The organism is Enterococcus sp. DIV1368d (assembly GCF_050542975.1).
GTDB lineage: Bacteria > Bacillota > Bacilli > Lactobacillales > Enterococcaceae > Enterococcus_D > Enterococcus_D casseliflavus.
The window spans coordinates 3,346,002-3,367,221 of the sequence record NZ_CP172939.1 but is presented as its reverse complement, the minus strand read 5'-3'; the positions used below and the strand labels follow the sequence as shown (position 1 = coordinate 3,367,221).

The 21,220-nt window shown below is 46.4% G+C and carries 19 protein-coding genes and 1 riboswitch; of the genes, 17 read left to right on the top strand and 2 right to left on the bottom strand.

Features of this window, described 5'->3' with window-relative positions; genetic code table 11:
* Window positions 1-273 precede the first annotated feature (273 nt).
* The 8 genes from IGJ44_RS15960 to IGJ44_RS15925 all read left to right on the top strand — a co-directional run bounded on the left by IGJ44_RS15960 (window position 274) and on the right by IGJ44_RS15925 (window position 10,039).
* Window positions 274-2,922, top strand: a complete 2,649-nt coding sequence (locus IGJ44_RS15960) for an HAD-IC family P-type ATPase (RefSeq protein ID WP_074536469.1) — start codon at window positions 274-276, stop codon at window positions 2,920-2,922.
* A 193-nt stretch (window positions 2,923-3,115) separates the two neighbouring features.
* Window positions 3,116-3,254, top strand: a riboswitch (FMN riboswitch).
* Between the two features lie 112 nt (window positions 3,255-3,366).
* Window positions 3,367-4,443: a bifunctional diaminohydroxyphosphoribosylaminopyrimidine deaminase/5-amino-6-(5-phosphoribosylamino)uracil reductase RibD gene (gene ribD, locus IGJ44_RS15955; RefSeq protein WP_005230615.1), complete on the top strand. Its 1,077-nt coding sequence runs from the start codon at window positions 3,367-3,369 to the stop codon at window positions 4,441-4,443.
* Window positions 4,428-5,015 (top strand): riboflavin synthase, encoded by a 588-nt coding sequence (locus IGJ44_RS15950; protein ID WP_005230617.1) that lies wholly within the window; start codon window positions 4,428-4,430, stop codon window positions 5,013-5,015. The genes ribD and IGJ44_RS15950 overlap by 16 nt, the downstream gene beginning before the upstream one ends.
* Before the next feature lie 13 nt (window positions 5,016-5,028).
* Window positions 5,029-6,204, top strand: a complete 1,176-nt coding sequence (locus tag IGJ44_RS15945; RefSeq protein ID WP_074536470.1) for a bifunctional 3,4-dihydroxy-2-butanone-4-phosphate synthase/GTP cyclohydrolase II — start codon at window positions 5,029-5,031, stop codon at window positions 6,202-6,204.
* Between the two features lie 21 nt (window positions 6,205-6,225).
* Complete coding sequence (ribH, locus tag IGJ44_RS15940; protein ID WP_005230622.1) at window positions 6,226-6,699, top strand: 6,7-dimethyl-8-ribityllumazine synthase; 474 nt, start codon at window positions 6,226-6,228, stop codon at window positions 6,697-6,699.
* Window positions 6,700-7,172: 473 nt separating this feature from the next.
* The gene (locus IGJ44_RS15935; RefSeq protein ID WP_074536471.1) at window positions 7,173-8,246 is read left to right on the top strand and encodes a FecCD family ABC transporter permease; all 1,074 of its coding nucleotides are present in this window, start codon (window positions 7,173-7,175) and stop codon (window positions 8,244-8,246) included.
* Between the two features lie 4 nt (window positions 8,247-8,250).
* Window positions 8,251-9,033: an ABC transporter ATP-binding protein gene (locus IGJ44_RS15930; RefSeq protein WP_010748955.1), complete on the top strand. Its 783-nt coding sequence runs from the start codon at window positions 8,251-8,253 to the stop codon at window positions 9,031-9,033.
* Window positions 9,026-10,039 carry an ABC transporter substrate-binding protein gene (locus tag IGJ44_RS15925; protein ID WP_074536472.1) on the top strand — a complete coding sequence of 338 codons (1,014 nt, stop codon included), beginning with the start codon at window positions 9,026-9,028 and terminating at the stop codon, window positions 10,037-10,039. The genes IGJ44_RS15930 and IGJ44_RS15925 overlap by 8 nt, the downstream gene beginning before the upstream one ends.
* 149 nt (window positions 10,040-10,188) lie before the next feature.
* Here IGJ44_RS15925 and IGJ44_RS15920 read toward each other — a convergent pair whose 3' ends face one another.
* Window positions 10,189-10,530, bottom strand: coding sequence for a MazG nucleotide pyrophosphohydrolase domain-containing protein (locus IGJ44_RS15920; protein WP_015510530.1), 342 nt, complete (start codon window positions 10,528-10,530; stop codon window positions 10,189-10,191).
* Window positions 10,531-10,616: 86 nt separating this feature from the next.
* On the opposite strand from IGJ44_RS15920, the gene IGJ44_RS15915 reads away from it, so the two are divergent.
* The 8 genes from IGJ44_RS15915 (at window position 10,617) to IGJ44_RS15880 (ending at window position 19,101) form a co-directional block, all read left to right on the top strand.
* On the top strand, window positions 10,617-11,177 hold the full coding sequence (locus IGJ44_RS15915) for a TIGR00730 family Rossman fold protein (protein ID WP_074536473.1): 561 nt from the start codon (window positions 10,617-10,619) through the stop codon (window positions 11,175-11,177).
* Window positions 11,178-11,238: 61 nt separating this feature from the next.
* Window positions 11,239-11,763 carry an SWIM zinc finger family protein gene (locus IGJ44_RS15910; protein WP_074536474.1) on the top strand — a complete coding sequence of 175 codons (525 nt, stop codon included), beginning with the start codon at window positions 11,239-11,241 and terminating at the stop codon, window positions 11,761-11,763.
* A gap of 135 nt (window positions 11,764-11,898) precedes the next feature.
* Entirely contained in the window at window positions 11,899-12,885 is a 987-nt protein-coding gene (locus IGJ44_RS15905; protein ID WP_005230648.1) for a tRNA dihydrouridine synthase, read from the top strand.
* Between the two features lie 150 nt (window positions 12,886-13,035).
* Window positions 13,036-13,476: a MarR family winged helix-turn-helix transcriptional regulator gene (locus tag IGJ44_RS15900; RefSeq protein ID WP_005230651.1), complete on the top strand. Its 441-nt coding sequence runs from the start codon at window positions 13,036-13,038 to the stop codon at window positions 13,474-13,476.
* Window positions 13,473-14,909 carry an MDR family MFS transporter gene (locus IGJ44_RS15895; RefSeq protein ID WP_430605951.1) on the top strand — a complete coding sequence of 479 codons (1,437 nt, stop codon included), beginning with the start codon at window positions 13,473-13,475 and terminating at the stop codon, window positions 14,907-14,909. Before IGJ44_RS15900 ends, IGJ44_RS15895 begins: the two co-directional genes overlap by 4 nt.
* A gap of 156 nt (window positions 14,910-15,065) precedes the next feature.
* Window positions 15,066-15,971 carry an EamA family transporter RarD gene (gene rarD / locus IGJ44_RS15890; RefSeq protein WP_074536475.1) on the top strand — a complete coding sequence of 302 codons (906 nt, stop codon included), beginning with the start codon at window positions 15,066-15,068 and terminating at the stop codon, window positions 15,969-15,971.
* 278 nt (window positions 15,972-16,249) lie between these two features.
* Entirely contained in the window at window positions 16,250-17,092 is an 843-nt protein-coding gene (gene licT / locus IGJ44_RS15885) for a BglG family transcription antiterminator LicT (RefSeq protein WP_074536476.1), read from the top strand.
* 137 nt (window positions 17,093-17,229) lie between these two features.
* Window positions 17,230-19,101 (top strand): beta-glucoside-specific PTS transporter subunit IIABC, encoded by a 1,872-nt coding sequence (locus tag IGJ44_RS15880; protein ID WP_074536477.1) that lies wholly within the window; start codon window positions 17,230-17,232, stop codon window positions 19,099-19,101.
* A gap of 187 nt (window positions 19,102-19,288) precedes the next feature.
* On the opposite strand, the gene IGJ44_RS15875 is transcribed toward IGJ44_RS15880, so the two are convergent.
* Window positions 19,289-19,960, bottom strand: a complete 672-nt coding sequence (locus IGJ44_RS15875) for a cyclic nucleotide-binding domain-containing protein (RefSeq protein WP_005230657.1) — start codon at window positions 19,958-19,960, stop codon at window positions 19,289-19,291.
* A gap of 196 nt (window positions 19,961-20,156) precedes the next feature.
* Between IGJ44_RS15875 and IGJ44_RS15870 the strand changes: the two genes are divergently transcribed.
* Complete coding sequence (locus tag IGJ44_RS15870; RefSeq protein WP_005230658.1) at window positions 20,157-21,089, top strand: phosphate/phosphite/phosphonate ABC transporter substrate-binding protein; 933 nt, start codon at window positions 20,157-20,159, stop codon at window positions 21,087-21,089.
* Window positions 21,090-21,220 lie beyond the last annotated feature (131 nt).

Below are 21,220 nucleotides of genomic sequence, written 5' to 3'. Positions count from 1 at the left end.
TTTTTTTGTGAAGAAGCCAGCCACTTTTCATTTTTGAAAGCGGTGACTCTTGACTTTGGAAAAATAGTTTGTTACGCTTATTGCTAACTTTAGAGGGGGTGGTAAACGAATGTCAAGCGACTCGAGTGACGGTGAGCAGAAACACTATTTTGACTTGCCTTACTTTTTAATTGAATAGGAGACAAACAACAGCGCGTTATTTAGGAGCAGTTTCTAAATAAGGGGCTTATTTGTGTTATCCATCAATGAAAAAGAAAAGGAAGAAGAAAAAAAATGAATAAAAAAGAGTTTCAGTTATCAGTGTCAGAAACAATCGAACAGTATCAGGTCCCCTCTATCGATCAAGGAATAGATGAGGCGCAAGTAACCGAGCGGTTAGAAACCTACGGATTGAACCAATTAGCGGTTAAAAAAACCGCCAAGTGGCGTTTGCTGCTGCGACAATTCCATAACACGATCATCTACATTTTGATTTTCTCCGCCATCTTAACGCTGCTGATGGGGCATTTCTCTGATGCCGTGATCATTGGCATCGTCGTGCTGGTCAATGCGTTGATCGGTTATTACCAAGAAGCGAATGCTTCCGATGCATTAGAACGGATCAAAGAGATGCTATCAGCAGAAGCCACGGTCTATCGGAATGGGATTCGTCAAGATATTCCAGCTGCCGAAGTCGTTCCAGGGGATGTCGTATTCCTAGAAGCTGGTGACAATGTGCCCGCAGATCTGCGGATCATCGAAGCCGACAACTTGCGTATCCAAGAATCCGCCTTGACTGGTGAAGCCGATTCGGTGGAAAAAATAACAGATGCCTTAATGGATGAAGCAACTCCATTAGCGGAACAACGGAATTTGGCGTTTGCTTCGACTTCCGTGACGTCAGGAAGCGGGAAAGGGATCGTGATCGCTACTGGCGTCAAGACTGAGATCGGGAAAATCTCAGCTGAAGTCAATCAAACGGAAGAACGAAAAACGCCGTTGATGAAAGAGATCGATGGACTGGGGAAAGGCATCACCTATGTGATTATGGGCGTGGCGGTCTTGCTATTTGTCGTCAGCTTGTTCCAGCAGACCTATGCGATCTCTGTCTTATCCTTAGCCGTTGTCACCATGATCGTCGGCTCGATCCCAGAAGGATTGCCAGCAACGACCTCGGTGGTTTTGGCGATGGGTGTCAGCGACATGGCAAAAAACAAGCACACCATCATCAAAACGCTGCCAGCGGTTGAAACGCTAGGCTCAGTGGATGTGATCGCGACGGATAAAACAGGTACCCTGACCAAAAATGAAATGACGGTCAAAGACATCGTATTGGCTGAGCAGGAATATGAAGTGACGGGTGACGGCTATGCGCCGGTGGGAGAAATTCGTTTAAAGCAGGAGGACGTCCACGCGCAAGACACCTTGCAGTTGTTTTTGGAAGCTGGTTACGAAGCCAACGATACGGTACTGGTCCCAGAAGGAAATCACTGGACGATCAATGGGGAACCAACAGATGGCTCCTTCTTGACGCTGTATCATAAGCAATTTGCCTATCCGCAAGCACCTGCTTACCAAGAGCTGGATATGCTGCCCTTTGATTCGGACAACCGCTACATGGCGAAACTAGTGGCAAACCCTGCGGGGGAACGCTTGCTATTTGTTAAAGGCTCCCCAGATAAATTGTTTGAAATGGTGCAAAAACAAGCGGCGCCTTTTGATGAAGCCTATTGGACAGACCATGTCCGCCGCTTGTCGGCAGAAGGCAAACGAGTGGTAGCGGTGGGCTATCAGAAAGTTTCGATTGATCACATTGATGAAACGATTTTTGAGCAAGGGCTGCAATTACTAGGGATCGCTGGGATCATCGATCCGCCGCGAGAAGAAGTGATTGCCTCCCTGAAGGAAATGAACCAAGCCGGTGTTCAAGTGAAAATGATCACTGGCGATCACCCTCTGACCGCCAAAGCGATTGGGGAAAAGCTTGGCTTAGCGGATGAGATTCACGTCGTGACTGGTGCCGAGTTGGATCAGATGAGTGAAGCTGAATTTCAAGATGCTGCCTTGACGAATCAAGTCTTTGCACGAACCACGCCGAAAAATAAATTGGACATTATCAGAGCGCTACAAGCCAAAGGCAAAGTCACGGCGATGACAGGGGACGGAGTCAACGATGCCCCTGCGTTGAAGCGGGCGGATATCGGTGTAGCGATGGGGATCAGCGGCACGGATGTAGCCAAAGACTCTGCTGATATGATCTTGACCGATGACAATTTCGGTACCATGTCCTTAGCGATTCGCGAAGGACGCAGGATCTATGACAACATCAAAAAGAGCATTCTGTTTCTGTTGCCGACATCTTTTGCCGAAGGGCTGATCATTGCCTTTACGATCATGATGCAAAAAGAATTGCCGCTGCAGGCGACGCAACTGCTGTGGATCAACATGGTTTCTGCTATTACGATCCAGTTTGCGTTTATCTTTGAACCAGCAGAGTCTGGGATCATGAACCGCACACCGCGAAAGACAGGCAATAAATTGTTGAATCGCCACGATATTTGGCAGATGGCGTATGTATCGATCTTGATGGCAGTCATCAGTTTGATCGCTCATGACTGGCTCTTGCTGCAAGGCGTCAGCGAAGCCGTTGCCAGTACCATGATGGTCAATATCGTGGTCTTGAGTAAGATTTTCTATTTGTTCAACATCCGTACAAGTGCACCAGCGTTTTCTAAAGCTTCCTTCACCAATCCAAAAGCATTCGTGATCATTGGTGTGATGCTGGTTCTGCAACTGTTATTGACCTATGTTCCATTTATGCAAAGCGCCTTTCATACTGAGGACATGTCCTTGATCGGCTGGGTCATCTCAGCAGCTTCTGGGATGGTCGTCTTACTCGTGACGGAGTTTGATAAATGGCTTCGTTCGAGAAAAAATATTTAACCTAGGTTTTCTCGTGTTTTTCACAGGCAAAACCGCCTTGCTGCAGCTTAGGAAAATGGCGGAACGACAAGAGATTTCTGCTGTCGCTGCTTTGGGGTTGCCAAAAGAAAAAGCCAAGAGGAATTCCTATCGGCTTGTAATCAGGCCTATTGACAAACAAAAATGGTCGGGCTAAAATGCACATGAATTGAATAGTATTCTTCGGGGCAGGGTGTAATTCCCGACCGACGGTGACAAGCGCAATGCTTGAAGTCCGTGACCCGCATAGCTATGCGGTGGAGCCAGTGTGAATCTGGCACCGACAGTGAAAGTCTGGATGGGAGAAGAAAAACCACAAAATTTCAAGGGGCGCAGTGCGTCTAAAATTGATTTTTTGCCGGTCTTGTTTGTCTATGCCTCGTGAGATTCTCACGAGGCATTTTTTTATTGAAAGGAGGAAGGAAGATGCATAACGAATACATGCGTTTGGCGATCGCAGAAGCCAAAAAAGGGCGCTACCAAACCTTTACCAATCCGCTAGTGGGCGCTGTGATCGTCAAAGAGCAACGGGTCATTGCCAAAGGGGCTCACTTAGTCTATGGGCAGCCCCATGCGGAACGAAACGCCATCGAACAATGCCATTCCTCCGAAGACCTAATCAATTCGACTTTATACGTGACATTAGAACCTTGCAACCATCAAGGAAAACAGCCGCCTTGCACCCAGCTGATCATCGACAGTGGCATCAAAAAGGTAGTCGTCGGCCAGTTAGACCCTAACCCAATCGTGGCTGGACAAGGCAAGCGCTTTTTAGAAGAACAGGGCATCGACGTGTTGGTGGGCATCGAAGAAACAGCGGTGCGCCGTTTGAATCCACACTATAATTTTTACCATCAGCATCAGCGACCTTACGTGGCGTTGAAGCAAGCGATCACTTTAGATGGCCGGATCGCTCATGATGCGTTGACCCGCAGTGCGATCACTGGTTCAGCGGTTTGGCAAAACGTCCATCAAGAACGTGGGGACTATCAAGGAATCTTAGTGGGCAGTCAGACGGTGTTGACGGATGATCCCACCTTATTGACCACGGTTGAAACCAGCTTTCCGCCGATTCGCATCGTGTTAGACCGTCGGGGGCGAACGCTGTCGCAACCCCATTTGGCACTGTTTGTCGATGATTCGGCACCTGTGTGGATTTTTACGCAGCAGACAACTGTCAGTGATTTGCCAGCTCATGTGTCAGTGATCCAGCTGGAAGAGTTGACAATTGTTTCATTGCTGAAGGAGCTTGCCGCACGACAGGTCCAATCGCTTTACGTAGAAGGAGGCGCTGCGATCCATGATGCCTTTTTAGCCAGCGGACTGTGGCAAGAAAGCATTACCTATGTGGCGCCAAAGTTTCTTGGGGGCAATAGTCTCGCAAGTTTTACCAGTGAGCGTACCCCGAAACAGCTGCAGCAGCTAACAGAAGTGACGGTGACTGCAGTTGGGGAAGATGTTTGCATCCGAGGAAGGAGACCAGAGGAATGTTCACAGGATTGATTCAGGAAAAAGGCCGCATCAAAGAGATCCGCAAGCAAAGCCGCACGATCCAGCTAACTTGCAGTGCGTCCGAAGGATTACTGGCGGATTACCAGATCGGAGACAGTATGGCGATCAACGGGACGTGTTTGACGGCGATCGCCAAACAAGCGACGACGTTTACGGTGGATATCATGCCAGAAACCTTTCAACGAACCACCTTTAAACAACTCTCGGTGGGTGCCGAAGTCAATTTGGAGCGAGCGATGGCAGCGACGCAGCGTTTTGAAGGCCACTTTGTCGCAGGCCACATTGATGTAACGACCCGTTTGATCCAGAAAAAGCAGTTGGAAAATGCCTTGATCTTGACGTTTGCTTATCCTGTCAGTGTGCAAGGGGAAATCATTCCGCAAGGGTCGATTGCGATCAATGGCGTCAGTTTGACGGTTACCCAGACGACGGCACAGGCATTTTCCGTTAGCTTGATCCCCCATTCCAAAGACCAGACGACGCTGGGGCAGTTGAAACAAGGGGAGTGGGTCAATATCGAGACGGATATGATCGGGAAATATGTCAAATACCAACGAAAATGAAAGAAGGCAGACGATGCATAAAGTAGAACAAGCAGTGGAATGGTTAAAAAAAGGCGGCTTAGTGATTGTCGCCGATGATGAAAATCGAGAATCAGAAGGAGATTTGATTGGGATCGCTGAATACGCAACGCCAGAATCTGTCAATTTTATGGCGACTTATGGCCGCGGCTTGATCTGTGCACCCATCTCACAAGCGATCGCTGAAAAGCTGGCATTGCCTGAGATGACCGCCAATAATACGGATGCCTTTGGCACCGCGTTTACCATCAGTGTCGATCACGTGACGACGAGTACGGGAATTTCTGCGAAAGACCGGGCAGTGACGATTGAAAAGTTGGCTGATCCTGCGTCACAGGCTGCGGATTTTTATCGCCCTGGCCATATCTTCCCATTGACCGCTCAACCTGGCGGCGTGTTGGAACGCAGAGGACATACAGAAGCGGCGGTGGATTTAGCAAAGCTTGCTGGCAGCGTGGAAGCAGCCTACATTTGTGAGATTTTAAAGGAAGATGGCACGATGGCTCGGGTCCCAGAATTGAAAAAATTAGCAGAAAAATGGCAGCTGCCGTTTTTGACCATTGATGAGTTGGCGGAATATCTACGAGGAACCACGCCTATCACGGTGGATCTGCCAACGGCTTATGGGGCGTTCCAATTGTCCTTATTTGAAGATGAGTTCGGCAATGAACACCTTTTACTAGCCAAAGGCGAGATTCAACATACTACCGAGCCGCTGTTACTACGGATCCATTCAGAGTGTTTAACAGGCGACGTCTTCGGCTCTCATCGCTGTGATTGCGGCGAACAGCTGCAAGAAGCGATGCGGCAGATCGAAGCAAAAGGCCGCGGTGCGATTTTGTATCTACGCCAAGAAGGCCGCGGTATTGGCTTGCGGAACAAGCTCCGTGCCTATCAGCTGCAGGAACAAGGCATGGATACTTATGAAGCAAATATTGCATTAGGGTTTGCAGCAGATGCTCGTCATTACACGTTTGCCGCCGATGTTTTACGTTCCTTAGAAGTGCAGGAGATTCAACTGATGACCAACAACCCTGACAAAGTGAAGGAATTAGAAAGCTTAGGAATTAAGGTAGCAGAACGAGTACCGCTGGAGATGCCTGCGCATAAAGAAAACAGCAGCTATTTGAAAACGAAGAAAGAAAAGTTTCACCATTACCTATCTATTTAATCAGCCAAAGGAGAATGAACGATGACAGTATTTGAAGGAACGTTTCAGGGAGAGGCAGTCAAAGTAGGGATCGTAGTCTCACGATTCAACGAGTTTATCACTTCCAAGTTAGTGGAAGGCGCCAAAGACAATTTGTTGCGTCATGGAGTCAAAGCAGAAAACATCGATGTGTATTGGGTTCCAGGGGCTTATGAGATTCCGTATATTACCAAAAAAATCGTTGACCACAAGCAATACGATGGGATCGTGACATTAGGTGCCTTGATTCGCGGAGCAACGACCCACTATGAATTGATCTCAAATGAAGTGGCGAAAGGCGTAGCCCAAATTGGTCTGAATGCCGACATTCCGATCATGTTTGGTGTGTTGACGACTGAAACGATTGAACAAGCCATTGAACGGGCGGGAACCAAAGCTGGCAACAAAGGCAGCGAAGCCGCTCAAGGTCTTTTGGAGATGATTTCGTTGAATCAGCAAATCCTTGGCAACGCATAGGTTTCACGTTCGAACAAAGGGAAGCTAGCAAGAACAAGCCTGCCTGAGCATAGGCATCAGACTGGAGACAGACTTCGTACAAAATGAAGTCTGTCTTTTTTTCATCATAAAAAAAACACTTGATTATTATGCCAAAGGATTCGCTTCTTCACGGGTACCGTATTTTCGATAGGTTAATGGAGAGGAAAACGCCCAATCAATCACGAACATTAGAATAACTCTTATTTAAGGAAATTTTCAGAAAATTATTTACATTTCACAAAAGGTTCCTTATAATGACTCTATTCATTGAGAGTGATTCTCATTTGCAAATAGATGTCAAAGCAGCACATGGCTTTGGCGCTTTTCATGAGAAGAACTGTTATAAGCGAAAAAACGCACAGATGCTTCTTTTATGATGACGGCGAGGCAACAGTCAAGGTTGTTTTTGCTGTGAAATCAGGAGGGAGTCGTGCTGAATAAAGGAGAATCACATGTCGGTAGGGTTGATTAAATCAAATCGTTGGATGGTTTCGACAATCATTTGCTGTGTTTTAGTTGTCGCCATTCTCTTATCTGCAGGAGTTGCTTTGGCAAACGGTCAAGCCAATATCACCCTTGGCGAAGTTTACCAAATTCTCTTCTATAAAATCAGCCATGGATTGGTTGGTGATCTTTCAGGCATTTCAGACGCAAACATCAATATCGTCTGGTTTGTTCGGGCACCGCGGGTCTTGCTCTCTATTTTTGTAGGCATGGGGTTAGCGATCAGCGGGGCAGTGATGCAAGCGGTGGTCCAAAATCCGCTGGCAGATCCCTATATCTTAGGAATCTCTTCTGGCGCATCCTTAGGGGCGACCTTCGCCATCTTAGTCGGTTTTGGCGGCTCGGCGCTAGTCTTACAACTGGGCTTATCGTTTGGTGCCTTTGCAGGAGCGGGGATTGCCACTATTTTGGTGCTGCTGCTTGCCAGTATCGGTGGGAAAATGACTTCCACAAAACTTGTGCTGTCGGGGACGATCGTCAGTGCCTTATGCAGCTCTGTTTCAAACTTGATCATCTATCTGGCTAGCAATGCAGAAGGGATGAAGACTGTGGCGTTTTGGTCGATGGGCAGCTTAGCCTCGGCTTCTTGGAACAAATTGGGCTTTATCGTGGTTCTGGTTTCTTTGATCACGCTGTTCTTCCTGACGCAATACCGTGTTTTGAATACGCTTTTGCTGGGAGATGAAGTTGCCTCCACCTTAGGGGTCAAGCTGACCTTCTATCGTCGTTTTTACATGCTGCTAGCAGCGCTATTAACCAGTATCATCGTTGCGAATTCTGGTATGATCGGCTTTGTCGGCTTGATCATTCCTCATATCGTACGTGGAGTCAGCGGGGCGGATCATCGCCTGTTGATGCCTTTGACCGCTTTGACAGGCGCGTTGTTTTTGATTTGGGCGGATGTGATCGCCCGCTCGACCCTGCAAGGAGTCGAACTGCCGATCGGGATCATTACAGCGCTGATCGGTGCACCGATCTTTATCTATATCATTGTCAAACGGCAATACAACTTTGGGGGGTGACGGAATGAAATTAGCAGTTGAAAAGCTCAATCTGACGATCGGGGATCAGCAGATACTAAAAGACATCTCCGTCCAAACCGCACAGGGGCAATTTGTCGGCTTGATTGGTTCCAACGGCAGCGGCAAATCTACATTGTTAAAAGCTATCTACAAAACGTTGAAACCTGACAGCGGCGACATTTATTTGGGTGAGATGAATATTTTGAAAAGTTCCGAAAAAAAAGTCGCCCAGCAAGTCAGCGTCGTCAGTCAGTTCAATGAGTTGAGCTTTGATTTAACAGTAGAACAGATGGTGCTTTTAGGCCGCACGCCCCACAAGGGTTTGTTGGAACAAGACACCAAAGCCGATCATGAGCTGGTCACCGAAGCCTTAGCCAAAACAGGGTTAAGTGCCTACAGAAAACGCAGCTACCTCTCATTATCAGGAGGCGAAAAACAGCGGGTCGTCCTTGCTCGTGCCATCACCCAAGAACCGAAATTTATGATTCTCGATGAGCCGACCAATCATTTGGATATCCGATATCAACTGGAAATCTTAGAGACCGTCAAGCATCTGAAGATTGGCTTGTTGGCGGCGCTGCACAATTTGGAACAAGCAGCCAACTATTGCGACATCATCTATGCCTTAAAAGATGGTCGGGTCGTAGGGTATGGCGAACCAGAAACGCTGCTGACAGAAGAACTGATCGAAGAGATCTATGGCGTGAAATGCAGTATTTACCATCATCCGATCACAGGCGGATTAGGGTTTCATTATTATTTTGAAAAGGAGCAAACAGATGAATAAATGGGGAAAAATGATTGGGGTAGGATTGGCAGTCTTTACATTAAGCGCTTGCGGCAATACGAAGGATGAAGGAACTTCGGCTTCTTCCTCGCAGGCAGAAAGTACGTATCCCTTAACCATCAGCAACTACACCAAAGCAGAAGGCGGCACGCAATGGACCGTCAAGGACCAAACCTTTAATGAGGCACCAAAAAAAGTCGTAGCCAACACACGACCAGCAGCGGAATTGCTGCTGCATCTCGGCCTCAAGGATCAGATTGCGGGTGTCGGTGCAACCTTTGGTGCCGCCGATGAGGAAGTTGCTGCTGATTATGCAGAACTAAACGACCTGGGCAGCGACTATATCAGTAAAGAAACGGCGCTCAGTGTGGATCCGGATTTGATTTTTGGCCGCGGGGGACTTTTCGATAATCAAGATTGGGGCGTCGGCACCGTTGATTCCTTGAACGAGATGGGCATTCCGACTTACGTCCAAGAAACCTCTGTCACTGGGGCGACATTTGATTCCGTTTATCAAGACATTGAAAACCTTGGTAAGCTCTTCAATGTCCCTGAGGCAGCCGCTGCTTTTGAAAAAGAATTAAAGGATCGCCAGAGTGCCTTGGAAGAAAAAGTGGCAGACAAAGAAGAGCAAACCTTTGCCCATCTCTTTATGTCTGATCCAAGTGTGGTCAGTGTCTATGCCGCTCAAGACGAGTCTTTTTTCAACAGCAACTTTGATATGATCAAACTGAACAATGTGTTTCAAGACTATTCAGGAGAAGTCAGTGTCGAAACCTTGATCGAAACGGATCCCGATGTCTTGATCGTCGGCGACTGGTCAACGATCGAAGGCAGTGTTTCTGGTCAAGAAATCATTGAAGGCTTGTACAAAAATGACAAACTCTCCAGCATGAAAGCCATCAAAAACAAACAAGTCTACAGCATGGACTACAATTATCTCTTTGGCTACGGCTACCAAGCCTTGACTGGATTGGAAGAACTGGTAGAGCAAATGGCACAATAAGCACCTCCTATTGCATAAAAAGGAGAACCAACTTTTTATATAATAGAAGAAAACCAACGTTTCACTGGCCAATTGACCACAGAAACGTTGGTTTTTTGTATTGGGGAAAAGCAACCTTTGCCGCTGCCCGTTCCACAACAAGTAGCCCGTTAGCTGTTTTTTTCTGTCACGTGGTCCATTTGATAGCGAGACAATAGCTTCTCTTTGTGTTTTTGCATGATCGTCTCTAAAGAAATATCGTATTTATCGGCGAGAATAAATAAGTTATCCAGTACATCGCCCAATTCTTCCGTCAGGTTTGCCAGTTTTTCTTCTGGCAAGCCTTCTTGTTCATCGGGACGGTCACGACCGATCTCCAATGTCCGAATGGCACGGCTCACTTCCCCGACTTCCTCTGCTAAAAAATTCGCCCGAATAAACGGATCGTACTGATACCAGTTGCGGGCTTTGTAGAAGTCACTGATAAATCGTTGATACTCCTCAATGTTCATAAATTTTTTTCCATCCTTTCCCAGAACCTTTATCAGAATCATGATATACTATTTCAAAATGATTGAGAAGGATGATGGAGAGTTTTATGAAAATTGCAGTCTATTGTGGTGCCAGTGTCGGTAATGAACCTAGTTTTGCAACAGCCGCCCAAGAATTGGGGCAGTGGATCGCTTCACGGCAAAATACGCTGGTCTATGGCGGCGGAAAAGCGGGCTTGATGGGCGTGCTGGCAGATGCTGTCTTAGAAAATGGCGGTCAGGTGATCGGGGTGATCCCAACCTTTTTAAAAGATCGGGAACTAGCACATCCTGGATTGACCGAACTCCATGTCGTCGAGACGATGTCAGAAAGAAAACGAAAAATGTTCGAATTGTCGCAGGCGTTTGTCGCACTGCCAGGTGGTCCCGGGACGCTGGAAGAAATCACGGAGATGATCTCGTGGTCAAGAATCGGTCAGAACCCGAATCCGTGTGCTTTTTATGATGTGAACAATTTTTACCGCGCAACGAGAGCTTTGTATGACAATATGGTGGAAAACGAGTTCTTGACACAAGCCGATCGCGAAAAAATCGGCTTTGCACAAACAACGAAGGAGCTTGAAGCTTTTATTCAAGCCTACGAACCACCAGTTATGCGGCAGTATTAATGAGCAATCGGTTAAATCCTATCATAGTTCTCTAGTTTAATGAATGAGGAGGAGAGAAGCAATGCTTGAATGGCAAGATTATTTTGAATCCCATATTTTGGAAAGAGGAAAAGAATATTATTTAAGCGGTTGTGTGGCGCGACTGAGAGCGGATGATCAGCTTATTCTGGCCGAAGTATTCGGCACAGAGCTTTATGAAGTAGAAATTGCGCTAAAACAGGGCAAGGTCGTGGAGGAATTTTGTAATTGTCCTCACTTTGCGGCTGGTTTTAATTGCAAACATCTTGCGGCTGTTTTATTCGCCTATACGAGAGCGAAAGAAAAGAATAAGCCGCTGACTCCCCCAAAACGTAAAGGACGCCGTGAGGTCTATCAGAAGCTGGTGGATCAGCTAGATGAAGCAGATATGCGGCAGATTTTACTCAGTTTGATGGTTGAGGATACTTCTGTAGCCCTTTTTGTGAAGAACGTTGTATCGGATAGCGAAGATGATTTCGCTGAGGAGGAAGAAGTAGAAGCTTGGGATGACTGGGATGAAGAAGAGGAAGATTGGGAAGAAGAATGGGAGGATGACTGGGAAGCTTAAAAGGAAATTTCGTACTAGGTCTGATACGCGTATCTTGCTCTTTTGCTTCTTTGACGCATTCTTAGTATAATGGGGTTTGTTTTGCAAGTGGGGTCATAAAATAAGATCCTTGGACAAAGAAATGGAGCGTAAATCATGACAACAAATTTTTGGGCTGAATTGCCGAAGCCTTTTTTTATCCTAGCACCAATGGAAGATGTCACCGATGTCGTTTTTCGGCATGTCGTTCAAGCTGCCGGCGCACCAGATGTTTTCTTTACGGAATTTACCAACTCCGATAGTTATTGCCATCCAGAAGGACGCGACAGTGTGCGGGGACGTTTAGTCTTCACCGAAGATGAGCAACCGATGGTAGCCCACATTTGGGGCGACAAGCCAGAGTATTTCCGTGAGATGAGTATCGGCTTAGCGGAGATGGGCTTTAAAGGGATCGACTTAAATATGGGCTGCCCAGTGCCAAACGTTGCTGGACGAGGCAAAGGCAGCGGCTTGATCTTGCGACCAGAAGTTGCTGCAGAGCTGATCCAAGCAGCCAAAGCTGGCGGTCTGCCGGTCAGTGTCAAGACCCGCCTGGGCTATACCGAACTAGGAGAAATGGAAGCTTGGTTGACCCATGTCCTGCAACAGGATATCGCCAACCTTTCGATCCATTTGCGAACCCGCAAAGAAATGAGCAAGGTCGATGCCCATTGGGAATTGATTCCTGAAGTGGTTGCCTTGCGGGATAGAATCGCCCCACAAACGAAGCTGACGATCAACGGCGATATCCCTGATCGTACCAAAGGTTTGGAGCTAGCAGAAAAATATGGCGTAGACGGAATCATGATCGGCCGGGGTATTTTCAAGAATCCCTATGCCTTTGAAAAAGAACCGAAAGAGCATACCTCAGAAGAGCTATTAGGCTTGTTGCAGCTGCAATTAGATCTGCAGGACCATTACGCCAAAATGGTGCCACGCTCGATCGCAGGATTGCATCGTTTCTTTAAAATCTATGTCAAAGGCTTCCCTGGAGCCAGTGATTTGCGGGCAAAATTGATGAATACCAAATCAACGGATGAAGTCCGGCAACTGCTGGCAGAGTTTGCGGAGAAAAAGAACCACGAGGAAAGTATTGAAGCGTAAGTTTCAATGCTTTTTTCGTTTTTGGTTGCTGTACCCGCTCTCATTGTCAATCCTTCCTTGACAATAGGTAGGTACCTATGTAAAATGGAGAACAGACTTTTAATTAGGTACCTATCTAAATAGTGAAGAGGCGAAAGGAGCTGAAGGTCGATGGTTTCCGAACAAGAAATCGTGGAACGATTGTTTGAAGTGTATAAATTAAATCGGCGGTATGCGGAACAAAAATATGGGCGTTTTATGCCAGGTCGGGGACAGTTCAATTGCCTACTGGTATTGGACGAAAAAGGGACGTTGACCCAAAAAGATCTCGCCGCGTATTTAGCGATTCGCTCGACATCCACTGGCGAACTACTAAAAAAACTGGCTGAAAAAGGGCTGATCCAAAAAGAAGTCGATCCGAAAGATAAACGCAGCCATCTGATTTCGCTGACGGAAGCAGGCAAGGAAGAGGCACAGCGAATGAAAGAAAAACGCAGCAAGGCGCACCAAGAAATGCTGACCTATTTGACGGCAGAAGAAAAACAAGCCTTTGGTCAAGCCTTAGCAAAAATCGAACAGTTTTATCTTGAGAAGGAGGCGGACGTTGATTGAGTGAAACAGTCCAACGAACGGAACGTCAGCGGACGCTGATTTTTATTAATTTAATGATTACATGTGTTGCCGTATCCATGTTGGCGACCGCCTTGACGACGGCTTTACCCGCCATCGTCACTGACCTGCAGATTTCCGTCACTACGGGACAATGGCTGACTAGCGGTTATTCCTTGGCGATGGCGATCGTTATGCCATTGACGGCATATCTTATGAATCGTGTGCCAACCAAAAAGCTGTATCTCGCTGCCTTAGGAATTGCGTTGGTGGGCTTGCTGCTTTGTGCTACAGCGCCCAATTTTCTAGTCATGATGCTTGCTCGTATTTTGCAGGCTGTGGGTAACGGGATCTTGACCGCGATGGCACAAGTGATCCTCTTATCGATCTATCCGATCAATCGTATCGGTGCCGTGATGGGCTGGTATGGACTATCGATCACCGCGGCACCCGTGATCGCACCGACTCTTGCTGGGGTGATCGTGGACCGCTTGAACTGGCATGCGATTTTTTATATCGTTGCCGTGATTGTTTTGATTTCACTGATTTGGGCCATAAAGGTTTTTGATGATGTGTTGCCAGTAAGCAACAGCAAATTTGATCAGACCTCTTTTGTTTTGAGTGCCTTCGCTTTTGGTGGGATTACTTTAGGCTTTGGCAATATCGGCAGCTATGGCTTTTTCAGCTTACCCGTTTTAGGAACCTTAGGGCTCGGTTTGGTAGCAGGGATCTTCTTTGTCTTCCGTCAGTTAAGAGCGAAAACCCCATTTTTGGATCTGCGGGTCTTAAAAACAAAAGAATATGCCATCAGTGTCTTTGGCAGTATCATGCTTTACTTGGTCTTGATGGGTTCGGCGATGCTGATGCCACTTTACGTGCAGTCGATTTTAGGCAAATCAGCGACGATCTCAGGGTTAGTCGTTTTGCCAGGTTCCTTGGTCTCGGCTTTTTTAAGTCCGGTGGCTGGACGAATCTATGACAAAGTCGGCATCCGTCTGTTGACGATTTTCGGCGGCGGCTCACTGGTCTTGAGCAACATCGGCATGTATTTCATCCATATGCACACGGGTATTTGGGTAGCAGTGGTTTTGAACATGCTGCGCTGTGCCGCCACAGGCTGTTTGTTGATGCCCTTCGTGACGTGGGGAAATAAAAATATTCCGCCGCAGTTGACGGCGCATGGAACAGCATTATTGACTTCTTTGCGAACGGTGGCAGGCGCCATCGGGACAGCATTATTTGTCGGGATCATGAATAGTGTGGCGCAAAACAGCACGACCTTAACGGGGACGAGTGCACTGCTTCATGGGATGAATGTTTCTTTCTTATTGATGACGATCGCTTCTGGTCTGCTGTTTGCAACGGGGCTATTTTTGATTCGTGATCAGAAACCAGAAGCCGTGTGGCTGGAAGGTGCGGAAGAACCGCTGGAATAAAGAGGGGCACCTTTCTTTGAAGGGTGCTTTTCTTGATTTATTTCATGAAACTCTATGAAAAGCCAAAAAATTCGATATAATAAGATAACTTATGGTTTAGGAGGAGTATTTTTTTTCAGGAAAGACTTGTTTTAATGGAAAAAAATCAGGGAGAAAATGAAGAATAAAGGCGTTTATTTTGGGTTGTCTGCCTATGTCTTGTGGGGCTTGGTCACACTATATTGGAAAATAATCGTTGGGGTTTCGCCATTAGCAACGATGTGCTACCGAATCGTGTGGTCCTTTGTTTTTATGGTGCTGTTTATTTTGCTTTCCGGGAAGAAAACGCAATTTTTACAAGAAGCGCGTCTGCTGTGGAAGAACAAAGTGTTTGCTGGACTGATCGTTTTAGCGTCTGTGCTGATCTCCATCAACTGGTTCACCTTTATCTTCGCGGTGAGTGCGGGCCACGTGATGCAAGCCAGCTTAGGCTATTACATCAATCCGCTAGTCAATGTCTTGTTAGCGACCGTTTTTTTGAAGGAACGTCTTAGTCGTACTGGCATGCTGGCGTGTCTGCTGGCAAGTATCGGGGTGATCTTATTATCGATCCAAACAGGAACGATTCCTTATGCCTCACTGATCATGGCCTTTTCCTTTAGTACGTATGGCTTGATCAAAAAAAGAATCCCCATTAGTTCGGTTACTGGGTTAACGATCGAAACGATGGTGATTTTCCCCTTTGCCCTCGTGTATATTTTAGGATTTTCAACCGTCGGCTTTATGAACTATCCCTTGCAAACCAATCTCTTATTGATGGGTGCTGGGATCGTGACGGCTATTCCGCTGTTACTGTTTGCGGAAGCGGCGAAAAATGTTTCTTACATTACGCTTGGGTTTATTCAATACGTCAACCCGACGATCATGCTTTTGTTAGCCATCTTTTTGTTTCACGAAACCTATTCACTGGCCCAATTTTCCGCCTTTGCGTTTATTTGGCTAGGGATCGCTGTCTTCACCTATGGTACGTTAGGGACGGCGATGAAAGAGCGGCGCATGGGACAGCAAAGAAAGCAACTCTGATACATCAGGAATGGCTGCAGCTGGGCCGTTCCTTTTTTTATTAAAAAACAAAGCATTTTAGGTAGTGAAGGATGTTGCAAGGAGAACCCTTCAATGGTATAACAAAGGAAAAACCCGTTGCAGAAATTTTATTTGAAAAGGGTTGCATCTGCCACAGGGGTGTGTTATTATTCTTTCAGTTACAAGGATTGTTACTGTTCGGCAGGCAAAACCAGAATTGACCGTAGCGCGCTAACGGGGAGATTCTAGGTTTTTTTATTTTGGAGTGAGGGAAAGCGATGGTTATTGGAAAAATTTTAAATAATAATGTCGTCATCTCGACCAATGATGCCGGTCAGGAAGTGATCTATATGGGTCGCGGCATTGCGTTTAAGAAAAAAGTCGGCGATCCAGTGGATGAAGCCTTTGTCGAAAAAGAATTTGTGTTAAAGGATACCTTTACTGCAAATCAGTTTCAGCAATTGTTTTCAGACATTCCTGTGGAAGAAGTCGAAGCCGTCAAGCAAGTGGTGGATGATGCGGAAGCATCCTTGGGGATCGAGCTGTCGCCAAATATTTATTTGACCCTGACCGACCATATCCATTATGCGCTGGTTCGGGCACATGAAGGCATTGAGCTGCCGAATCCATTGTTGTTTGAGACCCGCAAGTTTTATCCGAAAGAGTATGCGGTTGCAGCAGATGCCGTTGCTTATTTTGAAAAAGTCTTCGGGATTACATTGCCAGAATCGGAGATCGGCTTTATCGCCTTTCATATCGTCAATAGCGAACAAGCCAATGGCACGATGGAAACCACGATGCAAGCGGTAGAAATCGTACGTGACGTACTGGCGATCATCAGTCGCTTTTATGGACGGGTCTTTAACCCAGATTCCTTGAATTATCAACGGATTACCACGCATTTGCAGTATTTTGCGCAGCGTTATTTAAGCGATGAACTTTCAGGGGAAAAAGATGAGTTTTTATTTGCCCTTGTGCAATCGAAGTACCCTAAAGCGTTTCAAACGGTCCAACGGATCAACGAGTACTTGATCAAAACCTACGACAAATCGATCGGTGAATCAGAAATGATCTACTTAACGATCCATATCGAACGTGTCGTCAATGATCAAACCAATTAACATTCAATCATTAACGGATTGTTACTGTCAGGCAGGCAATACCCAGATTGAAAAGACAACAGTCAGCGAGGAAAAGACTCGTTGGACGGTCGTTTTTTCAATCTGGGTTTTTTTATTAAAAAAGGAGTGTTGAAAAAATGAGTTCAAATAAAGAAATTGCAGTTCGCGTCCTCGATGCGGTGGGCGGCAAAGAAAATGTCAACAGCGTGGTGCATTGTGCGACCCGCTTGCGTTTCAAATTAAAAGATGAGAACAAAGCGGATACGGCACGCTTGAATCAAGACGACGACGTGATCCAAGTCGTTCAAAGCGGCGGACAATACCAAGTGGTGATCGGCAGTCATGTCAGCGATGTCTATCGTGAATTGAATGGGGTAGCGAACTTCGACGGCGAAGCAGACAGCAAAGGCGACAAAGGCAACCTCTTGAATCAACTGGTGGATATTATTTCGTCGATTTTTACGCCATTTTTAGGCGCAATGGCAGGTGCTGGGGTCTTAAAAGGATTCTTGACGCTGGCAGTCACCTTGAATTGGTTAGCAGCTGATTCTGGGGTCTACACCGTATTGTATGCGATTGCTGATGGGCTGTTTACTTATTTACCAGTGATGTTGGCTTTTACTGCAGCGAAGAAGTTTCGTACCAATGAATTTCTAGCGGTTTCCTTAGCGATGGCGTTGGTTCATCCAGACATTACCGCTTTGGCTGGGCAAACGTTGAGTTTCTTAGGCCTTCCGGTCATTATTGGTGCGAGTGCTTATACGTCTTCCGTCATTCCGATTATATTAGCGGTCTTTTTACAAAGCTATGTGGAGCGTTTCTTTAAAAAAGTCATTCCTAGCTTCTTACAGATCATCTGTGTGCCTTTAGCGGTCTTCTTGATCATGGCGCCATTGACCTTTATTGTCGTCGGTCCACTAGGAACGATTTTAGGAAACTTGTTAGGTAGTGCCTATGACAGCATTTACCACTTCAGCCCACTGATCGCTGGCGCTGTCATGGGTGGTTTATGGCAAGTCTTTGTGATGTTTGGCATGCACTGGGGCTTTGTACCGATCATCATGTTGAATCTCAGCCAAACCGGTGTCGATACCATGGTACCAATGCTATTGCCAGCTGTCCTTTCTCAAGGGGGTGCAGCGCTAGCAGTGTTCTTTATGACAAAAAATGTGAAATTGAAAGGCTTGGCCCTTTCTTCAACGATCACCTCAATTTTTGGGATCACAGAACCGACGGTGTACGGGGTGACTTTGCCATTGAAAAAACCATTTATCGCCGCGTGTATCAGTGGTGCCCTCGGTGGTGCCTTTATTGGCTTCAGCCAAGTCGAAAACTATACCTTTGGGTTAGTCAGCTTACTAAGTCTGCCGTCCTTTATCCCACAAGATACGAAAGATTTAAGTGGTCTGATCGCAGCTTCGATCGGCACGGCTATCGCTTTTGGCGCAGCGTTTGTCTTGACCTTCTTCTTACGTTTTGAAGATCAGCCAGCAACTGATGCCAGTGCAGCACCAGCAAAAGAGCCAGCAGCACCCACAGAGAGTTCGTCTAAAGAACGAGTGATCCTCAGCAGTCCGTTAGAAGGCAAAGTGGTTCCCTTAGCAGAAGTCAAAGACCAAGTCTTTTCTTCTGGTGCATTAGGAAAAGGTATCGCTATCGAACCAACTGTCGGGGCTTTATATGCGCCAGCAGATGGCACCATCACGACGCTCTTTCCTACTGGCCATGCCGTTGGTTTGACCACCACGGATGGAGCAGAAGTTCTGATGCATATTGGTATGGATACTGTGGAACTAGAGGGCAAAGGCTTTGAGGTCTTTGTTAAACAAGACGATCAAGTCAAACGCGGTGATTTGTTAGTGAAGTTTGATCTAGATACGATCAAAGCAGCTGGCTTATCCACGATCACACCGATCGTTGTGACGAACACCCCGCAATATTTAGATGTGATGGATATGAACCAAACCGATGTCTTGCAAGGAGAAGACTTCTTAGCCATCGTAAAATAAGCAAAAGAAACCCGATCCTCGACTGAATATCAGCAAGGATCGGGTTTTTTGTAAGAAAATAAGGCGCAGTTGCCCTTCTCGCTTGCCTGACACGGTAGAAAATGCTTGTCACAGCGCGAGTTAAGAGCAAGACCAACATCAGGAACGCTTACTCAGGGAAAACCCGAACATTCTTGGGGACTGCTCCTTACACATGGCTTAAATTTTCGGCAAGCGACTCTAAAGCGGGGAAATCGAGAATCGCATAGCCCTGTTTTTGTTTTTCAATCAGCTTGTCTTCCCGAAAGCTGGTAAAGGTTCGCAGCAGGTGGCGATAGCTGACATTCAAGATCGCCGCACAGGTGGTCAACTGAAAGGAGAAGTGTTGATTTTCTTGATGCGCAAGAATGAATTTGGCCAACCGTGTCTCTACAGGTTCCGTCAATGAATTCGCTAAGTTGATCCCCGAATTCAAGCGGGAACTGAGCAACTGACAGATGGTTTGCAAAAAGCGGACGTCTTGTTGCAAGGTGTTGCGGTAGCGATTCAAAGGGATGCAGACACAGACGCAAGCAGAAGCGGCTTTGACACTGCTTTTCGGCAAGAGTTCCCATAAAGAGGAAGCTTCTCCTAATGGTGCAGCTGGCTTGGCGTAATCAATACAAATCGTTTGGGTATCCGAAGAGAAGGAATAGACCATCACCGTTCCTTCTACGAGAAAATACAAGTATTCAGAAGGCGTGCCTGTTCGAATCAGGTGCTCTTCTTTTTCAAAGGAATGCAAAGTGGCCATCGCTAACAAATCATTGTCCATATAAGATTGCAGATCGTATGTGTCAATGTAATTACTGAGGCGTGCGGTATCATCGATTTTTTTCATGGAAATCAGCCACTCCTGAATGGTTTTCTTTAAGTATAGCTTAGTTCCCCTTTTGACTCAACACGAACGATAAATAAAATCTAATGTAAATTGTATGTAAAAATAAGGTAAAATAGGACATGTGTCACTTCATTTTGACGGGATACTTGGTATGATTTGAATGTAAGAAAGCTTCAAACCATTAGGAGGAGAAAAAATGCCATTGAAACGAATTGTTAAAGGAATGTTAGGAATTGCGTTAGTTGCCGCATTGACCGGCTGTGGGAATGGGAGCAGCAGCAGCGACAGCAGTGCCGCAGCCGAAAAAGAAAAGCTGGTGGTACAATTCGTACCGACCAATAATGACGGCTCGATGCAAGCCAAAGCAAAACCGTTTGCTGAGTATTTATCAAAAAAATTAGACCGTGAAGTAGAAGTAACGTTAGCAACGGATTATTCGACGATCGTAGAAGCGATGGCTTCTGGACAAGTTGATTTAGGGATCATGCCGCCAGCCGCTTATGTTCAAGCCAAAGACATGGATGCAGCTGAAGCGATTTTGACTTCTCAATTAGGTGCTTATGATCCAGAGACGGGTTTGCCATTAGAAGGGGAAAAAACCAATACCTTCAAAGGGGAAATCTTGGTCCGTGCGGATAGCGACATGACAGAATTGACGGACTTAAAAGGGAAAAAAATCGCCACATTGAGTCCAAACTCTGCCAGCGGCTATATTTATCCAGTTGCCGAGTTGAAAGATGCAGGAGTTGATCCAACGACGGATGCTACATTAACGACGGTGAATGATATTCCAAGTGAGATCACTGCAGTCTTGAATGGTCAGATGGACGCCGCCTTTGTGTTCCAAGGGGCACGAAATGTCTTTGCGTCAAGCTTTCCAGACAACGACTTATTCAAAGACCTAAAAGTCCTTTACTTGACTGAAGGGGATATTCCAAATGACGCCATTGCCGTTCAACCATCAATGGATGCTGAACTAAAAGAGCAGATCAAAGAAGTGTTCTTGAACATGGCAGATGATGAAGAAGGCGCCGAAGCAATGAGCTTGTGGGGACACCAAGGGTATGAAGAAGCAGCTGATTCTGCTTACGATACCATTCGCGATTATACACAACGAGCAGCAGAGTAAAAAATCAGGGATTGCGGTAGAAGGATAACAGGACACGGAGATGTGCAGCGATTTACTAGGGGAATAGGTGGAATACGCAGTACCAGTGCATTTTTTAGTGAAATAGACCGTGACCGATTGGGGAAACTTTG

Excerpts from the sequence above, each read along its gene's own strand:
- IGJ44_RS15920 (WP_015510530.1), bottom strand. The coding sequence starts at position 10,530 with ATGAACATTGAGGAGTATCAACGATTTATCAGTGACTTCTACAAAGCC.
- IGJ44_RS15925 (WP_074536472.1), top strand. The coding sequence starts at position 9,026 with ATGAATAAATGGGGAAAAATGATTGGGGTAGGATTGGCAGTCTTTACA.
- IGJ44_RS15870 (WP_005230658.1), top strand. The coding sequence starts at position 20,157 with ATGCCATTGAAACGAATTGTTAAAGGAATGTTAGGAATTGCGTTAGTT.
- IGJ44_RS15905 (WP_005230648.1), top strand. The coding sequence starts at position 11,899 with ATGACAACAAATTTTTGGGCTGAATTGCCGAAGCCTTTTTTTATCCTA.
- IGJ44_RS15900 (WP_005230651.1), top strand. The coding sequence starts at position 13,036 with ATGGTTTCCGAACAAGAAATCGTGGAACGATTGTTTGAAGTGTATAAA.
- IGJ44_RS15875 (WP_005230657.1), bottom strand. The coding sequence starts at position 19,960 with ATGAAAAAAATCGATGATACCGCACGCCTCAGTAATTACATTGACACA.
- ribH (WP_005230622.1), top strand. The coding sequence starts at position 6,226 with ATGACAGTATTTGAAGGAACGTTTCAGGGAGAGGCAGTCAAAGTAGGG.
- rarD (WP_074536475.1), top strand. The coding sequence starts at position 15,066 with ATGAAGAATAAAGGCGTTTATTTTGGGTTGTCTGCCTATGTCTTGTGG.
- IGJ44_RS15960 (WP_074536469.1), top strand. The coding sequence starts at position 274 with ATGAATAAAAAAGAGTTTCAGTTATCAGTGTCAGAAACAATCGAACAG.
- IGJ44_RS15880 (WP_074536477.1), top strand. The coding sequence starts at position 17,230 with ATGAGTTCAAATAAAGAAATTGCAGTTCGCGTCCTCGATGCGGTGGGC.
- licT (WP_074536476.1), top strand. The coding sequence starts at position 16,250 with ATGGTTATTGGAAAAATTTTAAATAATAATGTCGTCATCTCGACCAAT.
- IGJ44_RS15915 (WP_074536473.1), top strand. The coding sequence starts at position 10,617 with ATGAAAATTGCAGTCTATTGTGGTGCCAGTGTCGGTAATGAACCTAGT.
- IGJ44_RS15910 (WP_074536474.1), top strand. The coding sequence starts at position 11,239 with ATGCTTGAATGGCAAGATTATTTTGAATCCCATATTTTGGAAAGAGGA.
- IGJ44_RS15950 (WP_005230617.1), top strand. The coding sequence starts at position 4,428 with ATGTTCACAGGATTGATTCAGGAAAAAGGCCGCATCAAAGAGATCCGC.
- IGJ44_RS15945 (WP_074536470.1), top strand. The coding sequence starts at position 5,029 with ATGCATAAAGTAGAACAAGCAGTGGAATGGTTAAAAAAAGGCGGCTTA.
- IGJ44_RS15935 (WP_074536471.1), top strand. The coding sequence starts at position 7,173 with ATGTCGGTAGGGTTGATTAAATCAAATCGTTGGATGGTTTCGACAATC.
- ribD (WP_005230615.1), top strand. The coding sequence starts at position 3,367 with ATGCATAACGAATACATGCGTTTGGCGATCGCAGAAGCCAAAAAAGGG.
- IGJ44_RS15930 (WP_010748955.1), top strand. The coding sequence starts at position 8,251 with ATGAAATTAGCAGTTGAAAAGCTCAATCTGACGATCGGGGATCAGCAG.